At 58.4% G+C, this 22,253-nt stretch carries 22 protein-coding genes; 18 read left to right on the forward strand and 4 right to left on the reverse strand.

All coding sequences use genetic code 11. The features are described from left to right. Positions 1 to 130: 130 nt before the first annotated feature. Genes Tel_16350 through Tel_16375 form a run of 6 tightly spaced genes read left to right on the forward strand, consistent with a single transcriptional unit; the run spans position 131 to position 6,303 of the window. On the forward strand, positions 131 to 1,858 hold the full coding sequence (locus Tel_16350; protein ID ALP54595.1) for a hypothetical protein: 1,728 nt from the start codon (positions 131 to 133) through the stop codon (positions 1,856 to 1,858). Continuing rightward, a complete protein-coding gene (locus tag Tel_16355; protein ID ALP54596.1) occupies positions 1,848 to 2,693 on the forward strand; it encodes a 4Fe-4S ferredoxin in 846 nt (281 codons plus the stop codon). The genes Tel_16350 and Tel_16355 overlap by 11 nt, the downstream gene beginning before the upstream one ends. A 54-nt stretch (positions 2,694 to 2,747) precedes the next feature. Continuing rightward, the gene (locus tag Tel_16360) at positions 2,748 to 4,157 is read left to right on the forward strand and encodes a polysulfide reductase (protein ID ALP54597.1); all 1,410 of its coding nucleotides are present in this window, start codon (positions 2,748 to 2,750) and stop codon (positions 4,155 to 4,157) included. 2 nt (positions 4,158 to 4,159) lie between these two features. Further along, the gene (locus Tel_16365; protein ID ALP54598.1) at positions 4,160 to 4,687 is read left to right on the forward strand and encodes a hypothetical protein; all 528 of its coding nucleotides are present in this window, start codon (positions 4,160 to 4,162) and stop codon (positions 4,685 to 4,687) included. Next, positions 4,684 to 5,229 (forward strand): hypothetical protein, encoded by a 546-nt coding sequence (locus Tel_16370; GenBank protein ID ALP54599.1) that lies wholly within the window; start codon positions 4,684 to 4,686, stop codon positions 5,227 to 5,229. Before Tel_16365 ends, Tel_16370 begins: the two co-directional genes overlap by 4 nt. Before the next feature lie 42 nt (positions 5,230 to 5,271). Then, positions 5,272 to 6,303, forward strand: coding sequence for a hypothetical protein (locus tag Tel_16375; GenBank protein ALP54600.1), 1,032 nt, complete (start codon positions 5,272 to 5,274; stop codon positions 6,301 to 6,303). A gap of 51 nt (positions 6,304 to 6,354) precedes the next feature. Here Tel_16375 and Tel_16380 read toward each other — a convergent pair whose 3' ends face one another. Further along, on the reverse strand, positions 6,355 to 7,323 hold the full coding sequence (locus tag Tel_16380) for a hypothetical protein (protein ID ALP54601.1): 969 nt from the start codon (positions 7,321 to 7,323) through the stop codon (positions 6,355 to 6,357). A 112-nt stretch (positions 7,324 to 7,435) separates the two neighbouring features. Between Tel_16380 and Tel_16385 the strand changes: the two genes are divergently transcribed. The 8 genes from Tel_16385 (at position 7,436) to Tel_16420 (ending at position 15,605) form a co-directional block, all read left to right on the forward strand. After that, complete coding sequence (locus Tel_16385; protein ALP54602.1) at positions 7,436 to 8,122, forward strand: ribulose phosphate epimerase; 687 nt, start codon at positions 7,436 to 7,438, stop codon at positions 8,120 to 8,122. Between the two features lie 6 nt (positions 8,123 to 8,128). Then, positions 8,129 to 8,800 carry a phosphoglycolate phosphatase gene (locus Tel_16390; GenBank protein ALP54603.1) on the forward strand — a complete coding sequence of 224 codons (672 nt, stop codon included), beginning with the start codon at positions 8,129 to 8,131 and terminating at the stop codon, positions 8,798 to 8,800. A 119-nt stretch (positions 8,801 to 8,919) separates the two neighbouring features. Continuing rightward, positions 8,920 to 10,404, forward strand: a complete 1,485-nt coding sequence (locus Tel_16395) for an anthranilate synthase (GenBank protein ALP54604.1) — start codon at positions 8,920 to 8,922, stop codon at positions 10,402 to 10,404. A 9-nt stretch (positions 10,405 to 10,413) separates the two neighbouring features. After that, positions 10,414 to 10,998 (forward strand): anthranilate synthase, encoded by a 585-nt coding sequence (locus Tel_16400; protein ALP54605.1) that lies wholly within the window; start codon positions 10,414 to 10,416, stop codon positions 10,996 to 10,998. Between the two features lie 12 nt (positions 10,999 to 11,010). Then, complete coding sequence (trpD, locus tag Tel_16405) at positions 11,011 to 12,033, forward strand: anthranilate phosphoribosyltransferase (protein ID ALP54606.1); 1,023 nt, start codon at positions 11,011 to 11,013, stop codon at positions 12,031 to 12,033. A 4-nt stretch (positions 12,034 to 12,037) separates the two neighbouring features. Then, entirely contained in the window at positions 12,038 to 12,832 is a 795-nt protein-coding gene (trpC, locus tag Tel_16410) for an indole-3-glycerol-phosphate synthase (GenBank protein ID ALP54607.1), read from the forward strand. Between the two features lie 105 nt (positions 12,833 to 12,937). After that, positions 12,938 to 14,197, forward strand: coding sequence for a hypothetical protein (locus tag Tel_16415; protein ID ALP54608.1), 1,260 nt, complete (start codon positions 12,938 to 12,940; stop codon positions 14,195 to 14,197). 223 nt (positions 14,198 to 14,420) lie between these two features. Further along, a complete protein-coding gene (locus Tel_16420; GenBank protein ID ALP54609.1) occupies positions 14,421 to 15,605 on the forward strand; it encodes a hypothetical protein in 1,185 nt (394 codons plus the stop codon). 15 nt (positions 15,606 to 15,620) lie between these two features. Here Tel_16420 and Tel_16425 read toward each other — a convergent pair whose 3' ends face one another. Then, complete coding sequence (locus Tel_16425) at positions 15,621 to 16,262, reverse strand: cyclic AMP receptor protein (protein ID ALP54610.1); 642 nt, start codon at positions 16,260 to 16,262, stop codon at positions 15,621 to 15,623. A gap of 105 nt (positions 16,263 to 16,367) precedes the next feature. Here Tel_16425 and Tel_16430 point away from each other — a divergent pair, with 105 nt between their 5' ends. The 4 genes from Tel_16430 (at position 16,368) to Tel_16445 (ending at position 19,560) form a co-directional block, all read left to right on the forward strand. Further along, complete coding sequence (locus Tel_16430) at positions 16,368 to 16,808, forward strand: hypothetical protein (GenBank protein ALP54611.1); 441 nt, start codon at positions 16,368 to 16,370, stop codon at positions 16,806 to 16,808. Next, a complete protein-coding gene (locus Tel_16435) occupies positions 16,795 to 17,193 on the forward strand; it encodes a glyoxalase (GenBank protein ALP54612.1) in 399 nt (132 codons plus the stop codon). The genes Tel_16430 and Tel_16435 overlap by 14 nt, the downstream gene beginning before the upstream one ends. Positions 17,194 to 17,285: 92 nt before the next feature. Beyond that, positions 17,286 to 18,095 (forward strand): S-adenosylmethionine decarboxylase proenzyme, encoded by an 810-nt coding sequence (locus Tel_16440; protein ID ALP54613.1) that lies wholly within the window; start codon positions 17,286 to 17,288, stop codon positions 18,093 to 18,095. A gap of 346 nt (positions 18,096 to 18,441) precedes the next feature. Next, complete coding sequence (locus Tel_16445) at positions 18,442 to 19,560, forward strand: hypothetical protein (protein ALP54614.1); 1,119 nt, start codon at positions 18,442 to 18,444, stop codon at positions 19,558 to 19,560. Between the two features lie 76 nt (positions 19,561 to 19,636). On the opposite strand, the gene Tel_16450 is transcribed toward Tel_16445, so the two are convergent. Beyond that, complete coding sequence (locus tag Tel_16450; protein ID ALP54906.1) at positions 19,637 to 20,281, reverse strand: 2-octaprenyl-3-methyl-6-methoxy-1,4-benzoquinol hydroxylase; 645 nt, start codon at positions 20,279 to 20,281, stop codon at positions 19,637 to 19,639. Positions 20,282 to 20,298: 17 nt separating this feature from the next. Next, entirely contained in the window at positions 20,299 to 22,161 is a 1,863-nt protein-coding gene (locus Tel_16455) for a hypothetical protein (protein ID ALP54615.1), read from the reverse strand. Positions 22,162 to 22,253: the final 92 nt, after the last annotated feature.

The raw sequence follows: 22,253 nt of genomic DNA on the forward strand, positions 1-22,253 counted from the left end.
GAAAACTGGTCTCAATATCGTAAGGGCCACGAGCAGGGTGGCCATCATGAATACGAACACATGTGGGCCATGGCCATTGACCTGAACCGATGTACTGGCTGTAATGCCTGTTCCGTGGCCTGTTACGCCGATGGAGGCGCTGAACGAGGCCTGGGGTAGCAAAGACCATTACGTGTACGAAGCCGTCAATAACGCGGTGGGCAAGGCGGTCAACGAGGCGGTCCTGGGTGATCCCATGCCGGCGTATCGTATCGACAAGGCCAAGTCCATATTGTCGTTCGGGGCCGATTTTCTCGGCACCTGGATGTCGCCGGTACACTTCTCGCGCGAGTACGTCAAGTTCCGCGGCGGTGACCGAGGTGTGCTGATCCAGGTCGAGCCGAAGATGACCCTGACCGGTGGTAACGCCGACCTGTGGGTGGCGGCCCGGCCCGGTACCGAAGGCGTGTTGGCTCTCGGTATCGCCAACGTGCTGCTGACCAAGAACCAGGTGAAGGGCGACAAATTGCCGCAGGCGGCCTTGGATGAAATCGCCAAGTACGATGTCAACAAGGTGACAGAAATCACCGGCGTGGGTGGCGATACCATGGTACGCATCGCCAATTACCTGACCAATCATAGCCCCAGTTTAGTGTTGTCGGGTGAGTCGGCCCATAACCATGTCAATGGTTATGAGAACGCCATGGCAGCCATGATGCTGAATGTGTTGTTGGGTAATGTGGGTAAAACCATCGAGCCTTCCAATAGCATCGCCTTCGAGGATCTCAAGGCTAAGCACGGCAACAGCCGTGCCCTGGCGGATTTCGCCAAGGCGGTGGACGGCGGCAAGTACGATGTGGTGTTTTTCCACGGTGCCAACCCCGTTTACACCGCGCCGGCGCATCTGGCGATGGCGGAGAAGTTGGCCAAGGTGCCGTTTAAGGTGGCCTTGTCTATGTTCCCCGATGAAACCACTGTGGCCGCCGACCTGGTGTTGCCGCTTTCTTCGCCATATGAAGAATGGGCCACTACGGTGGCGCCCTATCAGCCCAAAGAGGCGGCCATCAGCATATCGCAGCCACTGATGAAACAGCTCTATCCCGAAACTATGGGCCTGGGCGACCTGCTGCTGACCATGCTTAAGCACCATCAAGTCGAAGACTATGCCGATTACGGTGACTATTATGCTTATCTGCGCGCTGCTTTGGAGCAGATGCCGGCATCGGTCAAGGGCGGTAAATCCGGGGGGCAGTTCTGGTCGGCGGCGTTGCAGCAGGGCCTGATCAAGGCGCCGGCCAAGGCTGGTTCGCTCAAGGTGAGCCTGGGGAGTATCAAGCAATCGATACCCCAGGCGGGTAATGATTATCCGCTGCACCTGGTGCCATCCACCAATCAGAACATGTATGACGGTCGCAACGCCAACCTGCCCTGGTTGCAGGAGGCGCCGGATCAAATCAGCAAAGTGTTCTGGGATTCCTGGGCAGAGCTTCATCCCAAAACCGCTGCCAGACTCGGTGTGAAAGAGGGTGACTATGTCCGGGTGGAGTCGGACCAGGGCGCAATCGAGACACAGGTCTATATCCACAAAGGCGTGCATGTGGACGCTGTGTGCGTGCCTATCGGGCGCGGCCATGAGGCATACGGTCGCTATGCCGAGGGGCTCGGTGTCAATCCGCTCAAGATCCTCAGCCCAGCGGTTGAGCAGAAGAGCGGAGAGCTGGCCACCCATGCTACCCGGGTGCGGGTCAGCAAGACCGGCCGCCATGCCGAGTTACCACGCTTAGGGGGCAGCGAAACCCAGGTGGGACGCCGCTTGGTTAGTAGCATCCCAGCTGATGCTTTCAGAAGGACTGAGGGAGGCGATAACAATGTCGCTTAAGAATATACTCGAAAACTGGTCTCAATATCGTAAGGGCCACGAGCAGGGTGGCCATCATGAATACGAACACATGTGGGCCATGGCCATTGACCTGAACCGATGTACTGGCTGTAATGCCTGTTCCGTGGCCTGTTACGCCGAGAACAACTTGGCAGTGGTGGGCAAGGAACGCATGAAAAAAGGCCAGGGCATGCACTGGCTCCGGGTTGAGCGCTACTGGGATGAACCCCAGCTCGGCGGCGATGACAAGGAATATCAAGAGCGGGGCGGCAGCTTTCTGCCGCTGATGTGTCAACAGTGTAACGCGGCTACCTGTGAGCCGGTGTGTCCGGTTGCGGCGACCTATCACACCCCCGACGGTCTGAATGCCCAGGTCTATAACCGCTGCATCGGCTCGCGTTATTGCTCCAATAACTGCCCTTATCGCCTGCGCTATTTCAATTTCTATTCCTATTACGAGGATTCGTGGCCCGAACCGCTGCACATGCAGTTGAATCCCGATCTTAGCGTGCGCGACAAGGGCGTTATGGAGAAGTGCACCTTCTGCGTTCAGCGCATTCGCACCGCCAAGGATACTGCGCGCCGCGAAGGACGCGAGGTGCAGGACGGCGATGTGATTACCGCCTGCGCCCAGACCTGTCCTACCGAGGCGATCGTCTTCGGCGACATACTGGATGAGAACTCCCAGGTGCGTAAGATTTGGCGGGCACAGCAGGTTCAACTCGGCGTCACGGAGCAAGATAAGACAAATCCCGAGTTGCGCGGCTACCGTATATTGGAAGCCTTGAATACCGATCCTTGTGTAACGTATCTCGACAGGGTGCGCGAGGCCTGATTGGGGCAGGTGCTGTTGAGTAAGGCCATGCAAATAAAAAATGTGGTGTGACCTATGCAAACTAAAGATATAAATGAAAATATAGAGTGGGCGAAAATCAACGAGGATGTGCTCCGCAGTATGGAGAATCCTCGGATTGGCTACTGGATCGCCGTTGCCTGTTGTGTCGCGATGGTGATGTGTGCCGTGGTTGCCGAAATTTATCAGTACCAAACCGGTATGGGGGTCGGCAACCTCAACTGGCCGCACATGTGGGATCTTTACATCGCCACCTTCGTATTCTGGATCGGGATGAGCCACTCCGGGACGCTGTTGTCGGCGATTCTGCATATTATCCAGGCCGACTGGCGCAAACCGATTTATCGTTTCGCCGAGGCGATGACCACCTTCTCGCTGATGACCGCGGGCCTGTTCCCGATGATCCACTTGGGCCGCGTCTGGAACATGTATTGGGTGCTTCCCTACGTTTCCGATCGTGGCATCTGGCCCAATTTTCGTTCACCGTTGATCTGGGATGCGTTCGCGATCACTACCTATTTGACTTCGTCAGCACTGTTCCTGTTTATCGGTATGATTCCCGATCTGGCGATTTGCCGGGACAATGCCCGCGGCTGGCGCCAAAAGCTGTATACCGTATTGTCGCTGGGATGGCAGGGGGACGACCGCCAGTGGCGCAATTTCCGCAAAATCTACCTGTTGATGGCCTGCTTCCTGATTCCGCTGGCGGTCTCGGTGCACTCCATCGTTTCGGCTGACTTTGCCATGTCGATCATGCCAGGCTGGCACATCACTTCGTTCCCGCCCTACTTCGTTGCGGGTGCTCTTTATTCCGGCTGTGCCGCGATCATCTCACTGTTCATCATTCTGCGCTATTTCTTCCGCTTTGAAGATTACATGACGATTCCGATCCTGGAAAAGACCTGTAAGCTGACCTTCGCCATTGCCATGGTGTGGAGCTACTTGACGCTGGTTGAGTTCGCCTCTGTCTGGTACGGCCATGACGCTGTGGCCAAGGAGGCCTTGATGGGCCGTTTTACTGGGGCGTATGCGCCCCTGTTCTGGCTCATGCTGTTCTGCGGGATCGTTGTCCCCTTTACCTTGGCCTTCGAAAAATTGAGGCGACATTTGCCTACCATGTTCGTGGTGTCACTCGTGCTCAACTTAGGTATGTGGCTGGAGCGCTATATGATTGTTACACCCACCTTGCAGCTGTCGTACTATCCTTTTGCCTGGGATGTAATGTGGCCCAGCATGGTGCAGTGGGCCATCGTCTTCGGCAGTTTCGGCTGGTTCGGGCTGCTGTTCCTGATCTTCGTCAAGGTGTTTCCGTCGGTCTCCATGTACGAAGTCAAGGAGATGGTGTTTCATCGCCGCCAGCACCACAGTCCGGCGCTGGCTGAGCAACTCCACCGCCGCGCCGGCGACCCGAAACCGGGTGAGCAACCGAGTACAGAAGGAGCTTGACCATGAAGCGTTACTATGTAATGGGGCTGTTTAGTAACTTCGAAGAGGCGTTCGCAACGATTTCCGAGATTCGCGAACACGCCGTTCCGGGTGTGTCCGTGGATGACGTCACACTCAAGTCACCAATCGAGCATCCGGAGATCGAGGAGGTGTTGGGTGACCGGGGTTCTCCCGTGCCCAAGTTCACCCTCTTCGGTGCGATCTTCGGAATTTGCTTCGGCTTTCTGTTCCTGGCGTCGGCCCAGGCAACGTTTCTGGTGCAACCGCAGGGCGGAAAACCGGTGGTGCCGTTGCCGACCAACATCGTCTTGACTTACGAAATGTTGATCCTGTTTGGCGTGATTTCCACGGTGATCGGATTTCTGATCAATGCCCGTTTGATGACCAAACGCCATCCTTTGTACTCGGAAAAGGTCAGCCTAGACCAGGTCGGAGTCATGTTGGAGTTGGATGAGAAGAATGTTGATCCCATCAAAGATTTATTCAAAAGGCACAAAGTATTGGAAATTCGTGAAGAGGTTTCGCAATGAGACTTAAGAGTGTAATTGCAGCGGCAGCGCTGATGATGCCGGCGGCGGCCATGGCCTGGCCCTGGTCTACCGATATGATGAATCAGCCGAACATCAAGCCGCAGGAAGGTGAGATGATCCCGTTCCCCGAGCGCTCTATTCCTGTTGGCGGTATCCCGACGCAAGTGGCGGATCGCGAAGCGGCCAAGCCGATGAAAAATCCCATCGAGGCGACCCCTAAATCGATTGCCCAAGGGCGCACGCTGTTTAAGATTTACTGTGCCGCCTGTCATGGCCTGACCGGGGCGGGAGACTCTCCTGTCAGCGGCAAAATCGGGGCTATCGCACTCAATGATAGCTATGTGCAGGAGAACCTGACCGAGGGATGGGTATGGGGCACGATCACTTTCGGTAGCTATGTAATGCCGGCCTACGGGGTGCCGCAAGGCAAGCGCGGTTCCAACGATTTGAATGTTGAAGAGCGTTGGCATGTGGTGAATTACGTCAAGCACGGTCTGATGAAGGATCATGCGGCGGCGACAAGAACGGCCGCAGCCGAGTAATTCAGTCTATAAAACTAATAGAGATAGAACGCAGGGGTTAGCATGGAAAACTTCGGTTTCTGGTCGGTTGTAATCACCAACTTCTTAATTGTGCTCTACCTGGCCCTAGGTGGAGTGACCTTGTCGGCCGCATTGCATCTGGCAAACGGTAAATGGCGTTTTCAGATTCGCTCGTTGGCATGTTCGCTGGCCGTGCTGTTCCCGATCGCCTTTGTCCTGTTGCTGATCATTCTGACGGCGGGCGAGTCGGCCTTCCCATGGCTGGCGCATGCGCATGACGAAGGTCATCACCTGCCGGGTTGGCACAACTATACCTTCCTGGTGGCGCGTAATATCATCGGGTTCCTGCTGGTGGCGGGCATGTACCTGCTCTTCATTAAATGGCAGTACGAAACCACCGTCGATAGCTCCTATGCAGTGCAGCGGCGCTTCCGTAACCTTGCGCTGATGATACCGTTTGTGTACTTCACTTATGGCACTATGGTGGCGTGGGACTTTGAAATGACCATGCTGCCAAATTGGCATAGTGCGAGTTACGGCGCCTACCATTTCCAAAGTAACTTCCACATGTTTCTGGGCTTTTTTACCATCTTCCTGTTCATACTTTACCGCTCAGGCAAACTGGTGAAACCGTTTGAGGGGTATATCTTCAACTTCATGGCTCAGTTTATGCTGGCGATGACCATTTTGTGGACGTATCTCTACTTCACACAGTATTTGATCATGTGGTATGGCCGTCTGCCTTTCGAGATGGAGCGTTATTGGGACATGATGAGCAACATGAGCGGCCTGTGGTGGTTGTTCTTGGCGCTCAAGTTCGTTATTCCGTTCTGCACGCTGGCGATTACACCCAATCGTCATAATCCACCGGTGATCGTGATGGTGGCGGCGAGCATTGTGCTGGGTACCTGGATCGAGCGCTATACCTGGGTTTCCGGTTCCGTCGACCCGCAGTACTATCACACCCCCATGTCGTCAATCGCCGATATCGTGGTTACGGTGGTGGTCTTTGCGGTCAGTTGGTTTGCAGTGAAATGGAGTCTGACCCGATACGGACTGATGCGCAGCTCATAAGGCGCCGCTGGCGATCACAAAAAAGGCGGGCCAGGCCCGCCTTTTTTGTATCTAGCGGTTGACCGAGACGCCTTTTGCGTGCCGTTCCAGCCAGCCGATGATGCGTCTGGCAAGCATGATTTCGGCGCCGCTGAAATCGTGACTGGCGCCATCGATGCGGATCTGGCGATACGAAATATAGCCTTGTGATTTCTGATTGCTGCTCTTGGCGATTGCCGAATGCCTATAGGCCTCAAGTTGATTGGTGCGGGTGGCGGAGTCGCTTGAGACCTTGGCCGCCAAGGCGCGCTGTCTAGCCGTGCCGGTGACATATTCCAGATCATTGCCGCCGAAGATATCGAGGATCGGAAGATTGATGGTCTCGAGCTGACCCGGGATGGAGTCATCTTTCGCCTGGCCGTGCAGCACGCCCAGGCTGATGGCGACAAAGGCACGGATAAACTCGCTCGACTGGCTGGACAGGTATTGGCTGGCCGCCATGGCGCCGCTGCCGTGACCCAGCAGCACTAGATTGTCGAAGCCGTTATTGCGCATGTAGGTAATGGCGGCGTTAATGCGTTCGTCGATGCTGGCGCGCTGTTTCAGATAGCCGGCAGGCCGGTCCAGCGGCGGCAGCTGGATCGCCAGGGTAGCCCAGCCGTGCAGGGGCAATCGGTCCCGTAAGGGGCGGATGACTTGCGGTTTGTCCGGGTGGCTGTCGGCATCGGGCAGGATGATGACACCCCCCTTGGGTTGCCCGCTCAGGTCTGGATTGAAGACGGCGAAAAACTTTCCCTGGCCGTCGTCCAGCCAGGCCGCCTGCCCGTTTTCCAGCCCTTGCTCGAGGGCCTTCCCCAGTTCTACGGCATTGGACCAAGCCAGCGGCGAGGCGCCCAGCAGGCCCAGGGTGAGGGCCCAGGCGACGCCGGCCCTTGCGGAAATAATTCTTCTAAAACAAATTGTTATGTAAGACGCGCGGCGCCATAGCCAAGCGTTTTGCGCGGTGCCGCCAAAAAAACAGGAATTATTTCGAGAATTCATAGAGTTAAACGCGTGAAAAAATAGCCCCAATCGGTTAAAGTTAGCGGCTATTTTGCCTCCGGGCTTTAAACCGATTCTTGACTTAATTGCAACTATTAAAGAGGCCTCAACCATGCCAGATTACAAAATCGCCCCTTCGATTTTGTCCGCCGACTTCGCCCGTCTGGGCGAGGAAGTCGTCAATGTACTGAATGCCGGTGCCGACATCGTGCATTTCGATGTGATGGATAACCACTATGTGCCCAACCTCACCATCGGGCCGTTGGTGTGCGAGGCGCTGCGCAAACACGGCGTGAGTGCCGATATCGATGTGCACCTGATGGTGAAGCCGGTGGATCGTATTATCCCCGACTTCGCCAAGGCCGGCGCCACGTACATCACCTTTCATCCCGAAGCATCTGAGCATGTCGACCGTACTCTGCAATTGATCAAGGGTGAAGGCTGCAAGTCAGGCCTGGTCTTCAACCCGGCCACGCCTCTGGATGTGCTCAAATACGTCATCGACAAGGTCGATATGGTGCTGCTGATGTCGGTGAACCCGGGTTTCGGCGGCCAGAGCTTTATTCCCACAGCCTTGGACAAGCTGCGCGAAGCGCGCAAGATCATCGATGCATCAGGGCGTGATATCCGTCTTGAAATAGACGGCGGCGTGAAGGTCGACAATATTCGCGAAGTCGCCGCCGCCGGTGCCGATACTTTTGTTGCCGGTTCCGCCATTTTTAACGCGGCGAAAGAGAGCGATCCGAATCATTACGATAGCGTCATCGCCGCTATGCGCGAAGAGCTGGCCAAGGCGTAACCCTGCATGCGTTTACGAAAACCAAAGCTGGTCCTCATCGACCTCGACGGCACGCTGGTGGACAGCGTGCCGGATCTGGCCTACTGCGTCGATGAAATGATGAAGGCCTTGGGGCGGGCGCCCTGGGGAGAAGAAACAGTGCGTGGCTGGGTCGGAAACGGCGTCGATCGTTTGGTCATGCGCGCCCTTACCAATACCCTTTGGGACGACCCGGAGGACGATGAATTCGAGGCCGCTCATCCCATCTTCATGAAGCTGTACGCCGAAAACACCAGCGGCCGCAGTTGCCTCTATGCCGGGGTGGTGGAAGGTATCGACTACCTCAAGGGCGAAGGGCTCAAGGTGGGATGCGTCACCAACAAGGCGGCGGCCTTTACCGTGCCGCTGCTCAAAGCCATGGGCATCTACGAAAAGTTCGACATCGTCGTCAGCGGCGACACCACGCCCAAGAAAAAACCCGATCCCATGCCCTTGCTGCATGCCGCCAATCAACTCGGCGTGAAGGCCGAGAACTGTCTCATGGTGGGCGATTCCATGCACGATGTGGAGGCCGCCCGCAACGCCGGTTTTCAAGTGGTCTGTGTGCCTTACGGCTACAACCATGGTGTGGATATCCGTGAAGCCGGCCCGGATGCTGTGATAGACTCGCTGGCAGAACTGAAAAACCTGTTGAAATAAATCATTGAAATGAGTATTGCCCGTCAAAGACAGCGCCAGATGAATCCCAATAGCAAACGATGGTGATGCCGCGTTTGCAGTGGGATTTGTTTTATCGCTGTATTTGAAAGGTAATGACTATGACACGTGAAGAATTCGATGCCCTCGCCGCCGAGGGCTATAACCGCATCCCGGTGATGCGCGAAGTGCTGGCCGATCTGGACACGCCGCTCAGCACCTACCTCAAGCTGGCCAACGGGCCGTACTCCTATCTGTTCGAATCCGTCGAGGGCGGCGAGAAATGGGGCCGCTATTCCATCATCGGCCTGCCCTGCCGCACCGTGTTGCGCGTGCGCGGCCACAAGATGACCGTGGAGCACGAAGGCGAGGAGCTGGGCACCACCAATGCCGAGGATCCCCTGGCCGCCATCGAAGCCTTCCGTGCCCAATTCAAGGTGCCGGAGGTGGCGGGACTGCCGCGCTTTACCGGTGGCCTGGTGGGTTATTTCGGCTATGACACGGTGCGCTACATTGAGCCGCGCTTGGACCGCAAGGTGAATGCCGATCCGCTCAAGGTGCCCGATATCCTGTTGTTGGTGTCCGATGAGGTGGTGGTGTTCGACAACCTGCGCGGCCGTCTGTTCGTCGTAGTGCACGTTGACCCCTCGGTCAAAGGCGCCTACAAACAGGCGCAACAACGCTTGGACGAGCTGGTGGCGCGCATGCGCCGCCAGGCTCTGCCGATGGAGCCGAAAAGACGCGGCCGCAAGGTCCAGGAACGGGATTTTCGTTCCGGTTTCAAACAGGACAAGTTCGAAGCGGCGGTGGACAAGATCAAGGACTACATCGTCGCCGGCGATTGCATGCAGGTGGTGTTGTCGCAGCGCCTGTCCATTCCTTATAAAAGCGAGCCGCTGGACCTCTACCGGGCATTGCGCAGTCTCAACCCCTCGCCCTACATGTTCTATCTCAATCTGGAAGAATTTCATGTGGCCGGCTCTTCGCCGGAGATCCTGACCCGGCTGGAGGACGGTGAGGTGACGGTGCGCCCCATCGCGGGTACGCGGCCGCGTGGCAAGACGGTAGATGAAGACCAAGCGTTGGAAAAGGAGCTGCTGGCCGATCCCAAGGAGCTGGCCGAACACCTGATGCTCATCGATCTGGGCCGCAATGATGCCGGCCGGGTGTGCGAAACCGGATCGGTCAAGCTCACCGACAAGATGGTGATCGAGCGTTATTCCCATGTCATGCACATCGTCTCCAATGTCACCGGCAGATTGAAGCCCGGCCTGACCGCCATGGATGTATTGCGCGCCACCTTTCCCGCCGGTACGCTCTCCGGCGCCCCCAAGATCCGCGCCATGGAAATCATCGACGAGCTGGAACCGGTCAAGCGCGGCGTCTACGGCGGTGCCGTCGGTTACGTCGGCTGGAACGGCAATATGGACACCGCTATCGCCATCCGCACCGCCGTCATCAAAGACGGCAAACTGCACATCCAGGCCGGTGCCGGCGTGGTGGCCGACTCGATACCGAAAAACGAATGGGACGAAACCATGAACAAGGGTCGTGCAATTTTTCGCGCCGTGGCCATGGCCGAGGCCGGTTTGGACAACGTGGGTTAGGGGGCGACTATGTTGTTGATGATCGATAACTACGACTCCTTCACCTACAACCTGGTGCAGTACTTCGGTGAGCTGGATGTCGAAGTGCGTGTGTTCCGTAACGACCAGATCTCCGTTGAGGAAATCGAGTCCTTGGCGCCTCAATATCTGGTTATCTCGCCCGGTCCCTGCACACCCAACGAGGCCGGCATCTCCATCGCGGCGATCCAGCACTTCGCCGGCAAGATTCCCATTCTCGGCGTCTGTCTCGGTCACCAGAGTATCGGTCAGGCCTACGGCGCCAAGATCGTGCATGCCAAACAGGTCATGCACGGCAAGACCTCCATGGTGCGGCACAAGAATGTGGGTGTGTTTAAAGGGCTGACCAATCCCTTCGAGGCGACCCGCTATCATTCCTTGGTCATCGAGCGCGACTCCTTGCCGGAGTGTCTCGACATTAGCGCCTGGACCGAAACCGAAGAGGGCGGGGTGGATGAGATCATGGGCGTGCGTCACAAGACATTGGCGCTGGAAGGCGTGCAATTCCATCCCGAGTCGATCCTGACTCGGCACGGTCATGATATGTTGAAAAACTTTCTGGAACGAAATAGCTAGGGGGCTCAACCCATGGATATGCAGGCCGCGATTCACGCCGTCACCGAAGGCAAAGATCTGACCACCCCGGAGATGGCCGAGGTGATGCACTTGATAATGACCGGCGCGGCCACCCAGGCCCAGATCGGTGGTTTTCTCATCGGCCTGCGCATGAAGGGTGAGAGCGTCGACGAGATCACCGCTGCCGCCCAGGTAATGCGCGAGCTGGCCACGCCGGTACAGGTCAAGGTCGAGCACCTGGTGGACACTTGCGGCACCGGCGGCGACGCCTCCTGCGCCTTCAATATCTCCACCGCCAGCGCCTTCGTGGTGGCCGCCGCCGGCGGCAAGGTGGCCAAACACGGTAACCGTTCGGTCACTAGCAAGTCCGGCAGTGCCGATGTGTTGGAGTCCGCCGGGGTCAATCTAGACCTGACGCCGGAACAAGTGGCACGCTGTATCGAAGAGGTGGGCGTCGGCTTCATGTTCGCGCCCAGGCATCACAGCGCCATGAAGCACGCCATCGGCCCGCGCAAGGAGCTGGGCGTGCGCACCATCTTCAATGTGCTCGGCCCGCTCACCAATCCCGCCGGCGCGCCCAACCAGGTGCTGGGCGTATTCAGTGATCAGCTGTTGGAGCCCCTGGCCCGGGTGTTGGGACGGCTCGGCAGTCGTCATGTGCTGGTGGTGCGCTCCGACGATGGCATGGACGAGATCAGTATCGGCGCCCCCACCCAGGTGGCGGAACTGAAAGACGGCAAGGTCAGCCGCCACAGCATCATGCCGGAACAGTTCGGCATGACCCGCGCCGCCCTCGATAGCCTGGCCGTGGACGGCGCCGCGGCCAGCCTGGCCATGATTCATGACGTCTTCGACAATCAGCCGGGTCCGGCCCATGACATCGTCGCCTTGAATGCCGGCGCCGCCATTTATGTCGCCGGTTTGGCCGACACGCTCGACCAAGGTGTCAGCCGCGCCCAGCAGGTGATCGCCAGCGGCGCCGCCCGGGTCAAGCTGGACGCGCTGGCCAAGCTGAGTCAGCGCTTGGCGGGGTAAACGAATGAGTGCCCCCGACATTCTGCAAAATATTCTGCGCCGCAAGGTTGAAGAGGTCATCGCGCGCAGCGCCGAGCTGAGCATACCCGAACTGCAACGACGGATCGAAGCGGTGGCGCCGGCGCGCGGTTTCGTGCGCGCCATGGACGAAAAGATCGGCCAGGGCAGCGCAGCGGTGATCGCCGAAATCAAAAAGGCCTCGCCCAGCAAGGGGCTGTTGCGGGAGGACTTTCGTCCCGACGAGATTGCCCGCGCCTATGAACAGGGCGGGGCGGCCTGTTTATCGGTGCTCACCGACGCGGATTTTTTTCAGGGCTCGGAGGACTATCTGAAACAAGCTCGGGCGGCGTGTCAGCTGCCGGTGCTGCGCAAGGACTTTCTCATCGATCCCTACCAAGTCTACGAGGCGCGCGCCATCGGTGCCGATTGCATCCTGCTGATCGTGGCGGCGCTGGGGGACGTCATGCTGCTGGAATTGAGTCAGCTGGCCGGGCAACTGGGTATGGATGTCCTGGTGGAGGTCCACGATGCCCGTGAGCTGGAGCGAGCCCTCAATCTGCCGCTGAAACTGATCGGCATCAATAACCGCAATCTGCGCAGCTTTGACACCTCGCTGCAGACCACCCTCGATTTATTGGCGCAGATCCCCGCGGATCGGCGCGTGGTCACCGAAAGCGGTATCCATAGCGCCGCGGATGTGGCGCTGATGCGTGACCATGGTGTCAACGCCTTCCTGGTGGGGGAGGCGTTGATGCGGGCGCCGGATCCGGGGATGGCCCTGCGCACGCTGTTTGGCTGATATTGCGCTATATTTCTCGTATTGATTCTAAAGCCCGGCAGCGCTGAGTCGATAATTTCAACACGCGATTATCGCTTTGTTCTCCATTGATTAAGGGACAGATTCATGCATAAACAGATTTTGCTGAAAGGGTTGCTGCCGGCGGTGGTGTTGTTTTCCAGTCAGGCGGCGGCGCTGCCGTTCCAGTCGATCGATCCGCGCAGCCTGGGCATGGGCGGCGTCGGGGTCGCCTCGGGCACCAGTTCCAACGCCGCTTTCATGAATCCCGCCCTGCTCTCGGCGGCCCATGAGGATGAAGACTTCAGCCTGGCCATGCCTATCATCGGCGCGCGTTTCCGTGATGAGGATGATTTGATCGAAGAGGTGGATGCCTACCAGGACAATAACCTCGAGGCCAATCTGAACACGGCTATCGATAACTTTAATACCACGCCCAATGACGCCAATGCCGCTGCGGTGGCGTCGGCCTCTCAGGCAATGCTGAATCAGCTGCAGAAATTCACCGCCAAACCCATTCAGGGGGAGGTCATCGCCGGTACGGTAATCGCCGTGCCAAGCAAGAAGATGGGCGCCTCTCTGAGCCTGAACGGCTATGCAGTGGGGGGCGGTCAGTTTGATCTTAGCAGTGCCGATATCGCGCTTATTCAAGGGATTATCGATGATGCCAACACCAGCGCCGCCGCTTTGGCTGCAAACTCCGATGTCGCCGCGCAGGCGGGCGGGAACGACGTCGTCGACAAACTGACCTCCGGCCTGGATGCCCGCGGCGCCCTGATCACCGAGGTGGGGCTGTCCCTGTCGCGGGAGTTCACCATCGGCGGCCATGCCATCGCCGTTGGGGTCACGCCCAAAGTGGTGCAGGTCAAAACCTTCGACTATTTTCTGGATACCAACACCGCCGAGTTTGACGCCGACACCGGCACTAAGGATTATGACGATTTCAATATCGACATCGGGGTGGCCAAGGACTTTAATAACGGTTGGAAGACCGGATTTGTCGCCAAGAACCTGATCGCCAACGATTACGAGACCGTGCGCGGCAACATCGTCAAGGTGGAGCCGCAGTTGCGCGTCGGCGTGGCCCGCGCCAACGAATGGCTGACCCTGGCGGCCGATGTGGACCTGGTGGAAAACGAGCCCGCCGGCTTCGATTCCAAGACCCAGTATGTGGGCCTGGGCGCCGAAGTGGACCTGTTCGACTGGGTCCAGCTGCGCGCCGGTTATCGCCACAACCTGAGCGATTCCGACACCAGCATTCCCACCCTGGGATTCGGCTTCTCGCCCTTCGGCCTGCACATGGATATCGCGGTTGCCGGCAACGGCGATGAAGTGGCCGGCGCTTTCCAGCTGGGATTCCGCTTCTAGACGTGTGTCGGGTTTGACCGCGCAAGCGGGAGAGCGGCCCACCTAAGCCCCGTCCGTTATGGCGGGGCTTTGCTTTTACGGGGCGGATCGAGCGCGGGATTTACGGTAAACTCTCGGGATAGCTATATAAAATCATAATCCCATTAATTAATCTGCCAACACAGAAAGGAAGTCGGGCATGGCAAGACGAAACCCATTATTAGGCGCGCTGCTGTTGCCTGGAATGGTCTTCTTTTCAACGCAGTTGCAGGCGCTGCCCTATAGTGTGATGGACAGCTATTCATTTTCCATGGGCGGCACCGGCGTCGCCTCCGGCACGCGCGGCAATGCGATTTTCTACAATCCGGCCCTGCTGGCGGCGTCAGAAATGCCGCAGAACTACAGCCTGCATGCGCCGGTGCTCGGCGCGCGCTTCTATGATCGAAATAAGGTTCTCGAGGAACTGGACAAGTACCAGTATCTGGGGCTGGAGGCGAATTTCGACGAGGCGCTGACGGCCTACAGTACCGATGTCGGTGCCCTGCAGGACGTGGCCGATGCCACCTCCAGTCTGGGCCAACAGCTGCTGACTCTGGCGGGTGACCCCATGCAGCGTGAATACTTCGGCGCGGTGGTGCTGGGCATTCCCCATCAGCGCCTTGGCATATCACTGACGCTGAATACCCGGGTGGTAGGCGGTGCCGAAGTCAATGTGGTCCAGAACGATCTGGACGAGCTGCAACGCATCTTGACTGCGACCCGTGAAGTTAATTTATCCCAGGCCGAGGCGTTTCGTTCCAACGACCTTGAGTCGCGCCTGCTGGGGCGCGGCTTGGTGATTAGCGAAGTGGGGCTGGCGTTGGCGCAGGATATGGATGTGTTCGGTCACGAGATCAGCGTCGGGGTGACGCCCAAGTATCGTCAGGTGACCAGCTTCGATTACGCCAGCGAGCTTAACAGCGCCGATTTCGAGATCGACCTGGGGGAAAAGGACCACAGCGCCTTCGACGTCGATATCGGCGCCGCCAAGCACTATGGCAACGGCTGGAGTACCGGGGTGGCCATCAAGAACCTGATCGGTCAGGAATATAACACCGTGCGCGGCAATACCATCAAAATAGGGCCCCAGGTACGTTTGGGGGCGGCCCACAGCACCCCCTATACCCGGGTGGCCGTGGACCTGGACGTGAACGAGAGCCGTTCCACAGGCTTTGATTCAAACAGCCGATATATCGCCGTAGGCGCCGAGCTCAATGTTTTCGACATGACCCGGGTGCGTATCGGTTATCGTCATAACATGAGTGATACGAATACCAGTATCGCCACTTTCGGAATGGGGTTTGATGTATACGGCGCCGAGTTGGATCTGGCCGCCGGGGCGAATGAAGATGAGCTGGGGTATTCGGCCCAGTTGGGCTTTGAGTTCTAGGCCTCTGTAGACGCCTTAGCGCGTACCGAAGACCACGATGGTCTTGCCCTTGGCCGAGATCAGATTCTGCTGCTCCAGGTTCTTCAACACCCGCCCCACCATTTCCCGCGAGCAACCGACGATGCGCCCCAATTCCTGACGCGTGATCTTGATCTGCATGCCGTCCGGGTGGGTCATGGCATCGGGCTGTTTGGTCAGATCGAGCAGGGTGCGGGCGACCCGGCCGCTGACGTCCATGAAGGCCAGCCGGGTCGCCATATCGGAGGTGCGACGCAGGCGCAGGGCCATCTGCGAGGCCAGCTGAAACAGCACGTCGGCATCATGCTTGGCCATTTCGCGGAAGCGGTCGTAGCCGATCTCCGCCACCTCGCACTCGCCGCGGGCGCGGATCCAGGCGCTGCGTTGGGGCGTCTCACTGAACAGCCCCATCTCGCCGAAAAAATCGCCGGCGTTGAGGTAGGCCAGTACCATTTCGTTGCCGTCGTCGTCCTCGGCCACCACGCTCACCGACCCCTCGGTGATGTAGTAGAGCGAATCGGGCGTGTCGCCGCCGTGGATGATCACGCTCTTGTTGGGATAGCGGTGACGGTGGCAATGGGATAAAAAGCGTTCGATGGCCGCATTGGCCTGGGGGATCGGTTTCTTGACTAGGCTCATATCGGTCTCTTTGGTTGCAGGTCCATGGATAGCTATCGGCAAACCGGCGCAAGAGTTTGAGTTATCATACGCCCTATCGGTAACTATAGAACCTGGGAGTGAACAATGAAGGCGCGCATCAAATGGGTCGACAATGCCATGTTCGTGGCCGAATCCGGCAGCGGCCATGCCGTGGTCATTGACGGCCCGCCGGACGGCGGCGGCCGCAATATGGGGATGCGACCCATGGAAATGCTGCTCATGGGCACCGGTGCCTGCAGCGCCTATGACGTGCTGCTGATCCTGCGCAAGGGGCGCCACGCGGTGACCGATTGTGTCTGCGAAGTGAGCGCCGAACGCGCCGACGCGGTGCCTGCGGTGTTCACCCAGATCCACCTCCATTTCATTGTGACCGGCCATGATCTCAAGGAGAGCGCGGTCGAGCGGGCGGTGCAGCTGTCGGCCGAGAAGTACTGCTCCGCCTCCATCATGCTGGGCAAGACGGCCCGCCTTAGCCATGATTTTGAGATCATCGAGGCACAGGGGGGGCGGCATGATCAAGCCTAAGCCCACCTCGGGCATGCGCCACGTGGCCATGTTCGTCACCGATCTGGAAGCCTGCGAGCACTTTTATATCGATTTGCTCGGTATGCAGGTGGAATGGCGTCCCGACGCCGACAATGTCTATCTGACCTCGGGTAACGACAACCTGGCCCTGCACCGGGTACCGACGGGTTTTGACGCCAGTGGCGACCAGGTGCTGGATCATATCGGTTTTATTATCGATGAAATGGCGCAGGTTGACGTCTGGTTCGATTTCCTGCGCGGTCACGACGTGCCCATGAAAACCGAACCGCGCACCCATCGCGACGGCGCCCGCAGCTTCTACTGCTTCGATCCGGCGGGCACCACGGTGCAGATCATCCACCATCCCCCGATCGTGAAAAAATAGTTCCCCTGATACCCCGGAATGGTGGATAATCCGCCGTTTTTCCCGTTAGCATTGGGCCGGGAAGCGGGTTTCGAGGCCAGGAGGACGTTTAAATGCCGACACAGATGAGAAAATTGAGACTGCACGGGTTTAATAACCTCACCAAGACCCTGAGTTTTAATATTTACGATATCTGCTACGCCGTGACCCCCGAACAGCGCCAGGCCTATATCGAATACATCGACGAGGCCTATAACGCCGAGCGCCTGACCCAAATTCTTACCGATGTCACCAATATCATCGGCGCCAATATCCTCAATATCGCCCACCAGGATTATGATCCGGAAGGCGCCAGCGTCACCATCCTGATCTCGGAAGAGCCGGTGATGGCTGAGGAACTGTCCAACACCGAGGCTCCCGGCCCCCTGCCGGAATCGGTGGTCGGCCATCTGGATAAGAGTCACATCACCGTGCATACCTATCCCGAGAGTCACCCCGACGGCGGAATCAGCACCTTTCGCGCCGATATCGATGTCTCCACCTGTGGTCGTATCTCGCCGCTGAAGGCGCTGAACTACCTGATCCACAGTTTCGAGTCCGATATCGTCATCATGGACTATCGCGTGCGCGGCTTTACCCGTGACGTGCGCGGTAAGAAACACTTTATCGACCATAAGATCAGTTCCATCCAGAACTACATCGCCAGAGACACCAAAGAGAAGTATCAGATGATCGACGTCAACGTCTATCAGGAGAACATCTTCCATACCAAGATGATCCTCAAGGAATACGACCTGGATAACTATCTCTTCGGCCTCCACCCCAGCGACCTGGCCGACAAGGAGATCAAGGCGATCGACCAGCGCCTGCAGCGCGAAATGGCGGAGATCTTCTATGGCAGAAATCTGCGGCGTGGCTTGTAACGCCCCGGCTGTCGTCGCGCGGCCCCCATTGGCTCATCTCTTACCGCTGCGCGTATACACGCGTAGATACAAGGCGCGCGCGGCGTCCTTGCGCGTCCTGCCTCACATTTAATAAAACCTTCATTGTTTTGTCACAAATCTGTAACCGTCAGCCTTTTAAATACGCTGCACAGGTGAAGTGCAGATGCCCGCACGGCTCCGGCCCCATTGGGCGCGCCAAACGGCTGTGATCCGATCAGGCCAGGGGTGGTGAGGCAATCTTCACGTCGGTTTTTTTAATAGAACTATACAATTGTAAAAAGGGAAATCTATCATGCGTAAACAAGTGGTTACCTCGGTAGCAGTGATGGCTGCTCTGTCTTCCGCCAGCGTTCTCGCCGGTGTCACCTACAAAGACGGCGACAGCTATGTGAAGCTGGGCGGCCGCATCCAGCTGCAATACCATAAGGCGGACCCCGACGGCGGGCAGGCCACCGACGACATCTTTTTCCGCCGTCTGCGCCCCTACATCGAAGGCAGCCTCCACCCCAACTGGAAGGGTAAATTCCAGTGGGATATGGGCAAGGCGGAAGACACCAACGAGATCGCCGTCAAAGACGCCTACATGCAGTACAAGGCTGAAAGCGGCGTCAAGGTTTCCCTCGGTAATTACTCCTTCCCGTTTTCGCGCGAATATTTGACCTCGTCGAAATACCAGCAGCTGGTTGAGCGCACCTTCGTCGGCGACCACAACTACGGCACCCCGGACCGCCAGGCCGGTGTCTATGTTGAAGGCATGAACGCGTCCAAGACCTTTGATTGGGCGGTGGGCCTGGCCGACGGGCGTATCGATCCCGACGACGACAAGATCGATTTCGAACCCGCAGTCAATAACAACAGCGATTTCAACCAGGGAATGATGGTCGGTGGCCGCGTCAGTTTCCACCCCTTCGGCTATCTGAAGATGAAGCAAGGCGATTTCTCCGGCGAGCAGAAGGCCACCGTGAGTCTCGGCGCGTTCAGTTGGAGCAACGATGACGATAACAACACTCGGACCAGTGCCGCCGGTGTCGCGACCGATGTCACCAGGCCCGACCTGGACAGCGTCACCGGCCTGGAGCTGAGTGGTGCCTACCGCAACAAGGGTTTCTCGGTCGACGCCCAGTACAATATCTTCGACGCCGAAACCATCGACGCCAGTGTTACCAGCGGACTGTTCAGAAACGGTGAGACCGAGTTGACCAGTTTCGCCGTCGAAGGCGGTTACATGGTGATCCCGTCAACGCTGGAGCTGGTGGTCGGTCTTTCCAGTCAGGACGCCGACAACTACACCACCGCGTGGGACCGCACCGAGTTCGGCGCCAACTGGTTCGTGCATAAGCACGACGTCAAGTTCCAGTTGACCCTGCGTCAGAACGAAAACGTGGACGGCCAGCAGGGTAATGATCTGGATGAGGTCTTCGCCCAAGCCCAGTACGTGTTCTAAACCCACTGCCGGGAATTGAAAAAGGAGGCCTTAGGCCTCCTTTTTTTTTTGGTTTTTTATGAGGGTGGAGGGTCCCTTAAATTCTATACGCCAACGTAGTCATCACCTTTGACGTCAGCCCCATCAATTTTTTAAGCGGCGCGGGCAGTTGCGCGCCGCCGTGCTGCAGGGCCACCGTGGCATGGTGGGCCTCATCTTGCTTCATCTGTTCGACCACGGCGCGGCTCTTGACGTCCTGCGGCGGCAGGCTGTGTAGGTGGCTGTCCAGATGCCTGACGACCTGATGCTCGGTCTCGGCGACGAAGCCCAGACTCCACTTGTCGCCGGCGGCGCCGGCCGCGGCACCGATGGCGAAGGCGCCGCAGTACCAGAGCGGATTGAGCAGGCTCTTGTGGCTGTCCAGTTCATCCAGGCGCTGCCCGCACCAGTCCAGATGATCGTTCTCTTCCAGCGCCGCGCGCTCCATCTTTTCACGCACGTCGGGCAGGCGGGCGGTCAGGGCCTGCCCGCTGTAGAGCCCTTGGGCCGAGACCTCGCCGGCGTGGTTGACCCGCATCAGTCCGGCGGCATGGCGCTTTTCCGTTTGGCTCATATCGGCCTCGGCAAGGCCTTGGGCGGGATTGGGCCGTTCGGTGATGTGCGGCTGGCCGAACATGGTGCGCATGGCGTTGTCCAGGTTGGCGATCAAGTTGTCCGCCGCGGTGAAATGCCTGTGATTCATGACCATAACCTCGCAGATTATCGTGACTGGGCGGAGCGGCGGTAGCGCTGTCGGCCTGGGCGACCAAACCACCACAGGCAGGCGATCGACAGCGCACTCCAGAGCGACACCGCGCCGCTGCCTCCGCCACTCGAAGATGAAGCGCCGCCCTTGGTCTTGACGATGAAGGCCGCCTGTATGCCGCCGACGCTGACCAGGGCCTGACGCTGGGCACCGAAACTGTTCGAGGCGGTGAGGCGGATCTCCAGCTCGTCCCGGTTGTCGATAGTGCCCGATGCAGAGGTGAAGGCACCGCCGTTGATACTGTATTCGCCGGTGCTGCCGATGATGATGGTGGCCGGCGCGCCCAGGCCGGTGATGGTGACCGGGCTCGAGATGACGACCTCGCCGGGCTCCGCGTCTACCCGCGGTGCAATGGAAAAGACATTGGGCACCGCGTCTCCGGCGGTGGTGACGCTGAAGGTGACACCAAGGCCGCCGATGGTCAGCGTCTTGGTCACGGTGTCGCCCTGGTCGGTGCTGGACAGCAAACGCACCCGGACGGTGCTGCCGTTGGCGATGGTACCGGGGTCGGCCGTGAAGGCACCGCCGTTGATGCTATACGCCGCGTCGTAGGCGATTGCGCCCGATGCATCCGTCCTCTGGTTGGCATTGATGCTGATGGGGGCGGGGGCGATCAGGCCGGTGACGGTGGCGCTATTCGATGTGTAATTGGTGGCCGTGGTGGCGTCGACCACGCTGGTGAAGCTGAACGGGGCCGGGGTCACCGGACTTAGGTTCTGCAGATAGGTGACATTGCCGTTGAGCAGGTTGGTCACCAGCAGCTCGGCATAGCTGTCGCCGTCCAGATCGCGCGCCGCCAGGCCGCTGGGGCCCTGAACGGAGGAGAAGTCGCGGCGCGTGTTGAACACGCCATCGGCGACGCTTTGGTTCTCAAACACCGAAACGGTGTCGGAGGCATTGTTGGTGACGGCGATATCCAGATCCGTATCCAGGTCCAGGTCGGCGAGCACCACGCTGTGGGGCGTGGATTCGGTATTGTAACTGACCGCGCCGGCGAAGCTGCCGTCCAGTTGGTTGATGAGCACGGAGAGGGTGTCGCCGGCGCTGTTGCTGACCACCAGATCGGGAAAATTATCGCCGTTCAGATCACCCGCGGCGATGGCGGTCGGGGTTGAGCCGGTGCCGTAGCCGCCGGCAACGGTGAACGCGCCAGCGCCGTCGTTGAGAAATACGGAAACGCTGTTGTCACCCTGGTTGACCACTGCCAGGTCTATGCCGTTCATTCCGTCGAGATCGGCGGCCGCCACGGCGACGGGGGACGACAGGTTGGTGGTGTAGTCCGTCTTGGCGGGAAAGGTGCCGGTGCCGCTATTGAGAAACACGGAGATGGAGTTGCTGCCGTTGTTGACCGCCACCAGGTCAGTGTTGTTGACGCCGTCCAGTTGCGCCGCCAGCACATAGACGGGGGCGTCGCCGGTTGGGTAGTCGGCTTTTGCCAGGAAGGTGCCGGGCGCAGCATTGTTGTTGATGAAGACCGAGATAGTGTCCGAATCGCGGTTGGCGGTGACCACATCCACACCGCCGGCGCTCAGAATGGCAGTGGCGATGGAATAGGGGGCGCTACCGCTAACGTAGCTGTCGGCGTCCTGGAAACTGCCGTCACCGTTGCCCAATATGACGACCATTTGATCGCTGTCAGTGCCGGTGAAGGCCGCGTCGCCATGGTCGTCGTTGTCGAAATCGGCGCCGCTAATCGCCTGCGGGCTGGTGCCGGGAAAAGCGCCGATGAGCTGATAATCTTGAAACACCGTCGCCCAGCCGCTTTGGCTGGTGAGCATGGCCACGGTCATAAGACTCCCTGCCAGGGTGGCGCGCATTCGTGAAATCTCCTGAAACGGTTTGAATCTAATGATAATAATAATTATGCTGGCAAGTATACCGGATGTTAGCCGGGAATTTGTGCTTCCCA

This window comes from Candidatus Tenderia electrophaga, assembly GCA_001447805.1.
GTDB classification, from domain to species: domain Bacteria; phylum Pseudomonadota; class Gammaproteobacteria; order Tenderiales; family Tenderiaceae; genus Tenderia; species Tenderia electrophaga.